The 10,163-nt window shown below is 61.5% G+C and carries 5 protein-coding genes; 3 read left to right on the top strand and 2 right to left on the bottom strand.

From position 1 onward, the window contains the following. The coding region (locus AB4Z11_RS11530) for a di-heme oxidoredictase family protein (protein WP_442025391.1) at nt 1-2,782 on the top strand (2,782 nt) is incomplete at its 5' end. Nucleotides 2,783-2,930: 148 nt separating this feature from the next. Here AB4Z11_RS11530 and AB4Z11_RS11525 read toward each other — a convergent pair. Continuing rightward, a complete protein-coding gene (locus tag AB4Z11_RS11525) occupies nt 2,931-4,097 on the bottom strand; it encodes a tetratricopeptide repeat protein (protein WP_442025390.1) in 1,167 nt (388 codons plus the stop codon). Between the two features lie 3 nt (nt 4,098-4,100). Beyond that, nucleotides 4,101-6,251 carry a TonB-dependent receptor plug domain-containing protein gene (locus AB4Z11_RS11520; protein WP_442025389.1) on the bottom strand — a complete coding sequence of 717 codons (2,151 nt, stop codon included), beginning with the start codon at nt 6,249-6,251 and terminating at the stop codon, nt 4,101-4,103. 128 nt (nt 6,252-6,379) lie between these two features. Between AB4Z11_RS11520 and AB4Z11_RS11515 the strand changes: the two genes are divergently transcribed. Together AB4Z11_RS11515 and AB4Z11_RS11510 are read left to right on the top strand one after the other, a co-directional pair. After that, complete coding sequence (locus AB4Z11_RS11515; protein ID WP_442025388.1) at nt 6,380-8,350, top strand: peptidase U32 family protein; 1,971 nt, start codon at nt 6,380-6,382, stop codon at nt 8,348-8,350. Nucleotides 8,351-8,431: 81 nt separating this feature from the next. After that, on the top strand, nt 8,432-10,163 hold a 1,732-nt coding region (locus AB4Z11_RS11510), incomplete at its 3' end, for a CHASE domain-containing protein (protein WP_442025387.1).

The following is a 10,163-nucleotide window of genomic DNA, read 5'->3' as shown; positions in this document are numbered from 1 at the left end:
GACCAACAGCCAGGGCGGTTCGGAAGACCTCACGGATCTGAACGGCAACGGCCGCTACCTGCGCATGAAAGGTATCAAGCGCTCGACCGGCTATGGCTATTCGATCTTCGAGATCCAGGCCTTCACCGGTTCGCCGGTAGTGGAGCCACCTCCTCCGCCGCCGCCACAAGACCCGATCGATCCGAGCAAGCCGGGTGTCAGCATCAAGCCGGTGGCTGCAACCTCGTCGGCACTGGAAAACAACGGCAACAATGCCATGCAGGCGATTGATGGCCAGATGAACACCCGTTGGGCCAGCTCCTTCGAAGATGGCGCCTGGATTCAATTCGACTTCGGCGCCAAAACCCAGGTCGGCTACATGAAGCTGGTGTGGGAAAACGCGTACGGCAAGCAGTACAACCTGCTGATTTCCGACGACGGCCAGAACTGGACCCAGATCCGCGCCGTGACCAATGGCCAGGGCGGCACCGAGGAGTTCTTCAACCTCGGCGTGAACGCACGCTACATCCGCATGCAGGGCGTGGCGCGCGCGACCAACTACGGCTACTCGCTGTTCGAAGTCGAGTTCAAGACGCCGGGCAGCGACAACACCCTGCCTTCCGCGGCGACCACCGCCGTGAAGTATCCAGCCAGCGGCACCGGCTATGTACCGCTGCCAACCCAGGCCGACCCAATCGAAACCATCCAGTTCTCGCTGGCTGACGGCACCCTGATCACCCGCTTCGGCGCACGTGGTCTGGCGCGTCACGGCCGTGAGCGTGGCGAGGAATGGAATGAAATCGGCTACGGTCCGAACGAAACGGTGGACCCGGCAACCGGCCTGCCGGTCGATAAAGGTCCGGGCAACTACCTGACCTTCGTGCCGCAATACTTCAAGAACCGCACCTGGGGCGTGGAGATCATCGACAACAGCCGTGTTGCTGGCGTCACCAAGCCGCAGCTGATCGTCAATCAGTACACCACGGTCGACTTCCTGAAGGGTGGCATCGCCTTCTTCCGCGCCATCGACCGGCCGGGCGTCACCGGCTACGGCTGGATGGCTCCGGGCCAGCTGGTGGACGACAATGTGCCGATCTGCCATCCGGTGGCCTACCCTGCCAACGGCAAGATGAATACGGCGACCGGCATCAACAACGGCTGCTCCATCCTGGTCAAGGAATACCCGGGCATGGACGGTCTGGGCGCCGACGGCTTCCCGAATGGCACGCATATCAATGCGCGTCCGCTGGTGCAGGGTGATGTGATCGAAGTCTCGCCGTCGATGTTCTCGACCACGGACTCGATGATGTCCAAGGGTGACAACGGCGGTATCCGCTACTACTCCTACGAGTGGACCTATGTAGTGGGTGCGGGCCTGAAGCCATGGTACGGCACCCAGCCGCGCCTGAACTCGACGCCGCTGCCGGTTGATACGCTGTCGGGTGGTCTGGGTTCGGTGTCCTACAACTACTCGGACAACGGCCTGTTCATGTTCCAGCAGCCGCATAACAATATCGGTATGCAGAACATGCAGCGCTTCGTGGAAGGCCGCCGCCTGGTGCACACCAACTTCACCACCGGTATGCACAACGAACCTGGCAACGACCGCTACGATCCGGCTGTCGGTGTGCAGGGCCAGCGCTTCAACCAGTCCGCATGTATCGGCTGCCACGTGAACAACGGCCGCAGCCCGGCGCCGATCGCCGTCAACCAGCGCCTGGATACGATGGCTGTGCGCGTGGCGTCCACCGACGCTTCGGGCCAGCAGCTGCCGCATCCGCAGTATGGTCTGGCTGTCGCGATGAATGCAGTATCGTCGTCTGGCGCACCGCAGAACTGGGGCACTGGTGTGCGCGTTTCCGGCTTCGATACCACTACCTCCAAGCTGGCCGACGGCACCGCTGTCGAACTGCGCAAGCCGAAAGTGGCCTTCGAAGGTCCGGTACCGGATACCTTCTCGCTGCGCGCTGCACAGCCGATGATTGGCGCCGGCCTGCTGGAAGCAATTCCGGAAGCGGACATCCTGGCGCGCGTTCGCAGCACGCCTGATGCGGACGGCGTAAAAGGCGTGGCCAACTACGTCTTCGATCCGGAAAGCGGTGCGGTACGTATGGGCCGCTTCGGCTGGAAGGCGTCGAAGGTTTCGCTGCGCCATCAGGCTGCATCGGCGCTGCTGCTCGATATGGCGGTGACCTCGCCGGTATATCCGAACCGCAGCTGCACCACCGATCCGGCAGGCTGCCGCGCCGCCGCGCCGCAGAAAGGCATTTCGGAAGCCGATCTGCAGTCGATCGCGCAGTACCTGTCGCTGGTAGCCGTACCTGCCCAGCGTAGCCTGCCGAGCGGCTTCCCGAAAGGCGTGGCGCCGCTGGACGAGCACCGTGTCGATCCGGCGCAAGTGGCTGCAGGCTCCAAGCTGTTCCAGGGCATGCGCTGCCAGGCTTGCCACACCGTCGAGATGAGGACCGGTTCCGGCCACCTGTTCGCAGAGCTGCGTAACCAGACCATCAAGCCGTACACCGACCTGCTGCTGCACGATATGGGTCCAGGTCTGGCCGACAAGCTGACCGAAGGCCAGGCGCAAGGCGGCATGTGGCGTACGTCCGCGCTGTGGGGCATCGGCTACACCGATAAGGTGATGGGCAACAGCGCCAACGTGGGTTACCTGCACGATGGCCGCGCACGTAACCTGACCGAAGCGATCATGTGGCACGGCGGTGAAGCCAACACTTCCCGCCAGCGCTTCGAGCAGCTGTCCAAGTCCGACCGCGACGCCGTTATCGCGTTCCTGAAGTCGCTGTAATCGCTTCAGCCCAAGCCGCCGGTGCAGATCCCCTGCCCGGCGGCTTTTTTACTGGGGGCAGATTTGAGTCCTTGTTTGCGTTGACGGGATTCGGCGGCGAGTTTGGCGAGCCGTTCGGCGCAGCGGCCGCCATCCAGTAGGACTGCCCCTACTGAGGCATCAGGTGATAGCGGTCGATAAAGGCCTTGGCGCCCTGCGGTTCCTCCGCGAGCCATGCGTCAAGCTCGGTGCGATAGGACTCACGGTAGGTCAACAACAACATCGCGGCCTTCAGCTGTCCATCGGTGTACAACTGACGCATTGTCTTCAAGGCGGGATCGTAAATCTTGCCGCCGTTCTTTTGTTCAATTTCGGCGGCGACCTTAAAGCCATTTAACCACGCCTCGTATTCGCGGGCGAACGGACTGCCCTCTGTAGCGTTGGCCTTGCTGAGTGCATAGCCGACCCAGATGCCGAAATCCAGGTTATCGGAAGCCAGCTTGGACAGGCTTTCCGCAAGCTCCACCTTCGGCTTGCCATCCTTGTCCTTGCTCACGCCCGTGGCCATGATGCGCAGCCCCAGCGCTTGCAGAGGCGTGCCCTCTGCCTGCTCATACGCCTGCACCCGGTCCCAGTTCGCTTTCTGTCCTGGATGCGCGGCGACAGCGCGCACCGCAGTCAGTCCGGCTTCGCGGCGCTTTCCCTGGCGCGCGAGGGCGTCAACCAGGAAGCGCCAACCCATCGAGTCGCGCGGGTCGATTTCGACAGCCTTGCGGAAATGCTTTTCGGCTTCGGCCCACTGCTGCCGAAAGAAGAAGCAATCGCCTGCGTAAATCCAGGCCCGTGCGAAACGCGGATCGGCAGCGATGGCCGCCATGTACTTGGCGTAAGCCTCATCGAATTTATGCTGATTGAACAGCACTTCCGCCTCAATCTGCAATTTCGCCGCTTCGGGGACTGGCTGATACTGCCAGGCCAATGGTTCGCCCGACAATCGCCTGAGCACCTCATGCGCCAGCGGGTCATTTGACCACAGGCCCAGTGCTTGCTGGGCCATGCCCCTGCTCTGGTCATAGCATTCCTTCTGCTGCTCGGTCTTACGCAGGCCGCAATCATCGTAAAGCAGCGTCGCTATCGACGAAATTGGAAAGGAAGCCTCCGGCGACAATTTTGCCGCCTCTTTGAACTTTTCAAGAGCTTCACTGCGCTTTCCTTGAACAGACAAGGTATAGCCTTGCTCGATCAGTRCCTTGCTCTCGGCACTGCCGTAAGGCGACGACTCTGCGGCGGCATTGCCGCAGACCGCCAGTGCAAAAACAAGGGCGCGAATTTTCATTGGTCAGAATTTGAGCTCAAGATTGGCCTGGAAGCGCGGCGAGTCGTAGCTGCGGCTCCAACTTTCGCTGGTGCCATTGATGTCCGAGTAGCGCGAGTAGCCGCGTGTATCCTCGCCCAGGGCATTGTTCACCGCCAGACGTACCTGCACGCCGGGCCTGAATTTGTAGAGCAGGTACATTTCCAGTTCGCGCCAGCGGAACAGCTGGGTGCTCTGCTGCTCGGACACCCGCACCGCACCGCCGCCGCGATAGTTGAAGTTCGCGCCGGCGCTATATTTGTCAGTGCGATAGTCGACGCCGATATTCGCGCTGAGCGGGATCTGGCCGTCGAGGCGATTATGCGGGCCAGGAACCTCGTCCACCGTGGACCAGTTCTTGTTGAAGTTCGTCCGGAACTCGAGCGGCAAGGCATCCGGCACCAGCGTCTTGAGCGGGAACTTCAGCTCGAAGTCGAGCGTGCGCACCATCGCGCTGCCATCGTTCAGCGGCTGGTTCAGCCACAGGCCGCGGCTGTCCTGAGTCAGCCTGGTGCGGATATAGTCGGTGATGTGACGCTGCGACGTGCCGATCGAGAACACGGCGCCCGGCGCCCAGAAGTGCTCGTACGTCAGGTCGATGCCGGTTGCCAGTTCCGGCTTCAGGTCAGGATTGCCGCTGCTGTCCGGATTGAAGCGCGTATTCTCATCCGAGAAATAACGGCGCGCCGTCAGCTGGTTGGTGGCCGGCGCCTTGTAGGTTCGCGTCAGCGCCATGCGGAACTGGCGGCCGCTCTTGTCCGGGAATTTGTACAGCGTCTGCGCGACCGGGCTTAGCACATGACTGTTGGACTGTGTATTCATCAGGCCCGTGCCTTCACTGTCGGTACGGATCGTCTCCCAGCGCGCGCCCAGATACACGGACCAGCTCTTGGTCACATTCCATTCATCCTGGCCATACACCGCATAGCGCGTGATGCGGGGATTGAACTGCTCGGGAATCACGACCGGCGTGGTGCCGATCACGCCTTCAACACGCACCACATCATCATCGTTCTGTTGACGATTGATTTCCCAGCCAGCCGCCAGGGAATGGCCATCGAACAGGGTTTGCGTGTATTTGCCGATGCTGCTGTAAGTCGTGTAGCGGCTGACCGTGTCCGCATCGCGTCGCAATACATTCGACTGATCCGCGGTGCTCGACAGCGAGAAGCTCTCCGAGTGATTGTGATTGCTGTTGGCCGATACCTTGGCATCCAGCTTGCCGCCCGCGATCTTGCCCACCCAATTGAGCTCGCCGCCGATGAAGTGGCCACTGCTGTTCGAGGTGTTATCCGCGTTGGTGTAGTCGGGTGAGCCGAAGCTGCCGATCTGGTTCGTCTTGACGCTGTGATAGTCGCTGTTGTTGCGGAAGAAGGCCAGGTTGCCGTTGAAATTGAGCTGGTCGTCGTTCGGCAGTTTCAGATTCAGGCGCGGATTCAGGCCCACAAAACTGCCGGCGTTGCGGTTGCGGCGCAACCAGTCGCGTTCCTGCGTTACCTGTCCACTCGGCGTGATGAACTGGTCCGCGCCGATCGAGCCGGCGTCGCGCAGATTGCGGCCGAAGTAAGGGTTCAGGTAATAGGACAGATTGTCGACCTTGTCTGCAATTGTCGCCACGGCGAACAGGTTGCGCTGCTGGTCTGAGCGGCTGGTGTTCAGGCGGAAGTCGCGCTGGGGCTTGCTCACCACTTTTTTCAGGACGATGTTGATCGTGCCGGCAATCGCCTGCATGGAATGCTCGGCCGTCGCCGCCCGCACCACTTCGATGCGCTCGATCTGCTCCGGTGGCAGCGTGGTCAGCTGAAATCCGGGAGGCGGACGCTCGCCATTCACCAGAATCTGCGTGTACCCGTTGCCCAGACCGCGCATGCGGATCGAATCGCCGATCACGGTCACGCCGGGCGCGCGCTTCAGCACGTCGTACACATTGGTGTCGCCGTACTTGATGATCTCTTCGTGGTTGATGACGGTCTTGCTGGCTGTATCGTCGCGGCGCGGGTCGTAATCTTCGGCCGCGCCCTTGATTTCCACTTTCTGCATCGGTTCCGCCTTCATGGGCGGCTCCTTGCTTTGCTGCTGTGCCAACGCGGCGGCGCTCAACCCGAGCAGTGCCAGAGGGGTAAGTCGGTTTTTCATTGCAGATCTTGAAATTGCAAATCCTGCAATTATGCCTGATGCTTCACGGAAATACTCAAAAATTGACGAAAAAATCATGGCCGTGAGCGGTATAATTTTGGCCTTCATTCGACCGAAAGCCGCCCGCCATGTCCTTGCTTGATCATCAATTAGAACTGCTGTCGCCTGCCAAGACTGCCGAAATCGGCCGCGAGGCCATTCTGCATGGCGCGGACGCGGTTTATATTGGCGGCCCGGCCTTCGGTGCGCGCCACAACGCCAGCAATCCGCTGGAGGACATCGCGGCGCTGGTGAAGTTCGCCCACAGCTACCGCGCGCGCATCTTCGTGACCATGAACACCATCATGCACGACTCGGAACTGGAACTGGCGCGCAAGCAGATCTGGCAGCTGTATGAAGCTGGTGTCGACGCGCTGATCGTGCAGGATATGGGTCTGCTCGAAATGGACCTGCCGCCGATCCAGCTGCACGCCAGTACCCAGTGCGATATCCGCACCGTGGAAAAGGCCAAGTTCCTTGGCGATGTCGGCTTCTCCCAGCTGGTGCTGGCACGTGAACTGACGCTCGACAAAATCAGGCAAATCCGCGACGCGGTCGATACGCCGCTTGAATACTTCGTCCACGGCGCTCTGTGCGTGGCCTTCTCCGGCCAATGCTATATCTCGCACGCCGATACCGGCCGCAGCGCGAACCGCGGCGACTGTTCGCAAGCCTGCCGCCTGCCTTACACACTGTCCGATAGCCAGGGGCGCGTGGTCGCATTCGAAAAGCACCTGCTGTCGATGAAAGACAACGACCAGAGCCGCAATATGGAAGCGCTGATCGACGCCGGCATCCGCTCCTTCAAGATTGAAGGCCGCTACAAGGACATGGGCTATGTAAAAAACATCACGGCTAATTACCGCCTGCTGCTGGACGAGATTCTGGAACGCCGCCCCGAGTACGCGCGCGCATCCAGCGGCCGCACCGAAGTGTTCTTCACACCGGACGCGGACAAGACCTTCCACCGCGGCCACACCGACTACTTCGCCAACGGCCGCCAGGACGATATCGGCGCTTTCGATTCGCCGAAATTCGTCGGCGTGGAGCTGGGTTCGGTCATCAAGATCGGCAAGGACCACATCGACCTGTCGACCAACGCCGCCATGGAAAACGGCGATGGCTTGAACTACATGAACAAGCGCGAAACCGTCGGCATCCTGGCCAACAAGGCCGAGAAGCTCGGCGAGGACGAGGAAGGCCAGCGCTGGCGCGTTTTCCCTAACGAGCAGCTGTCCGCCCTGCCCGGCTTGAAAGTTGGCACGATCGTCAACCGCAACAAGGACCATCACTGGGAAGCGTCGCTGACCAAGAAGTCGTCCGAGCGCAAGGTCCAGCTGCACCTTAGCCTGAGCGAATCCGACGGCGGTCTGCGTCTGACTGCCRTCGACGAAGATGGCATCACCTCCGTCACCGAGGCAGCGATTGCCCTGCAGCCTGCGCAACAGGCGGCGCAAGCGGAAAGCAGCCTGCGCACCAGCATCGCCAAGCTGGGTAACACCATGTTCGAGCCGGGCGAAGTGAAGCTGGACCTGTCGCAGCCATGGTTCGTGCCTTCCGCCGCCATCAATGGCCTGCGCCGCGATGCTGTCGCCGCACACGAGGCGGCACGTCTGGCGGCATGGGAGCGTCCTGAGCGCAAGGCGTCGGTGCAGCCGCCCGCCACCTACCCGGACACGCAACTGAGCTACCTGGCCAACGTCTACAACGAAAAGGCGCGCGCCTTCTACCAGAAACACGGCGTGCAAATGATCGATGCGGCCTACGAGTCGCACGAGGAGCCGGGCGAAGTGTCGCTGATGATCACCAAGCACTGCCTGCGCTTCTCCTTCAACCTGTGCCCGAAACAGGCCAAGGGCGTGCAAGGCGTGCAGGGCCAGGTGAAGGCCGAGCCGATGACCCTTGTCAGCGGCAATGAAAAGTACACCTTGCGTTTCGACTGCAAACCTTGTGAGATGCACGTGGTTGGCGCCATGAAGCCTGGCATTTTCAATAGCGCGCCGCCGTCGGCCGTACCATACAGCCCGCTCGTGTTCCACCGCCAGCGTCCGCGCGCATAACTAAACAGAGCCAGCGACTCGTGCTGGCATCGGCCTGCCGGCCATGTTAGTCTGTGATTTAGGCAACCTTACCTAAATTGCATGGCTGAAGTTTTACGCGCTGCCCCGCCGCCCCGCTCTGCCCTGCATACCCTGCTTGGCATGGCGCTGGCCACGGCCGTTTATTACGCGCTTGCCCGCGTAGGCTTGCTATTGGCGGTCGGCCAAAGCAATGCCACCGCGATCTGGCCGCCTTCCGGCTTCGCATTGGCGCTCGCACTGCACTATGGCTGGCGTGCTTCGCCAAGCATCTTCATCGGCGCCGCGCTGGCCAATCTGACTGTCTTCGCCCAGAACCAGGCCGCCACTCCGGCGGYGATCGGCGCGGTATCGCTGGGAATCGCGGCCGGCAACACGCTCGAAGCCCTGCTCGGCGCCTGGCTGGTGCAGCGCTTTCTCAATGGTGAATTGCGCATGGCCACGCCGCGCAATGTCTATCTCTTCGTGTTCGCCATCGGCGCAGCGGCCCTGGTGGCCTGCGTCAATGGCACGGCCGAGCTCTGGATAAGCGGCATTATTCAAGGTGGTTTGGCGGGCAAGGTCGCCACTGTCTGGTGGATCGGCGACCTGCTCGGCATGCTCGTCGTGGCGCCCATGGCGCTGATGCTGATGCAAAGCTGGCGCGGGCTCCTTGCCCGGCCACGGCCTGCCGAACTGCTGGTCCTGGCCGTTACTGCCACCAGCGCATGCGCCGTGTTCTTCGACGACTTCATCCCGGAAGGCATGCACATCCCGCCCTACGTTCTGCTGCTGCCGATGGCCTGGGCCGCGGTCTGGCACCGGCGCGGTGTCATGTATCTGGCCCTGGCGATAGTTGTCGCCGTCGCGGTGCCGGCAACCGCGATGGGTTATGGTCCTTTTGACTCGGGCCTGTTGCAGCATTCGGTGCTGGACCTATGCCTCTTCCTCGCCATCACCACTGTCATTGCCTTGGTGCTGGCCACCGACAACGGCAGCCAGCCGCGCTTCTCGCCGGTGCCGCTTCTGGCGCTGGCCGTGTGCATGACCTTGAGCGTCATCACCTGGGAATGGGGCAAGGCCAGCATCTCGCGTGACGCCCAGGAGCGCTTCGACCATTCAGCGCAAGTGGTGCGCGACACGCTGTACGAGCGCATGGAGGCATACGAATCGCTGCTGCGCGCCGGTTCCGCGCTGTATGAGGCGTCCAATAGCGTCGAGCACCATGAATGGCGGAATTTCGTGACGGGACTGGAATTGCCCGGCCAATTTCCGGGTGTGATGGGGCTGGGCTTTGCAAACTTTCTGTCCGCGCAGGACCTGGATCATGCCGTCAGCGCAATCCGCCGCGACGATCGGCCCAGCTTCCGGATTCGGCCTGAAGGCAAACGCGAATTCTATGCGCCGATCACGCTGCTGGAACCCGAGACGGCACGTAATCTGTCTGTGATCGGCTTCGACATGCTGGCCGAACCCACGCGGCAACGCGCGCTGCTGGCCTCGATGCAGAATGGCCGCATGACGATCACGGCTCCGCTCATTCTGGCGCAGAACACCAGCGAAGACAGGAGCCTGGGCTTTCTGATGGTGAATCCGGCTTACGGGCCGGCAGAAGATGGTGTATCGGCGCGGCACCTGCTCGGCTTTGTCTACGCCCCTTTCCGCGTCAAGGAACTGATGACGGGCATCTTTGGCACCCAATTGCGCGAAGTGCGGCTCGAAGTGTTTTTTGATCGGCAGAACAACAAGCCGATGTACGTCAGCGAACTGCCCGAACAGGGCGGCAGCTATCTGCACCTTGAGAATGTGCAGACGC

Source organism: Pseudoduganella sp. RAF53_2 (genome assembly GCF_052113985.1).
Classification (GTDB): Bacteria; Pseudomonadota; Gammaproteobacteria; order Burkholderiales; family Burkholderiaceae_D; genus Rugamonas.
This window is presented reverse-complemented; position numbering and strand designations above follow the sequence as displayed.

Excerpts from the sequence above, each read along its gene's own strand:
- AB4Z11_RS11520 (WP_442025389.1), bottom strand. The coding sequence starts at position 6,251 with ATGAAAAACCGACTTACCCCTCTGGCACTGCTCGGGTTGAGCGCCGCC.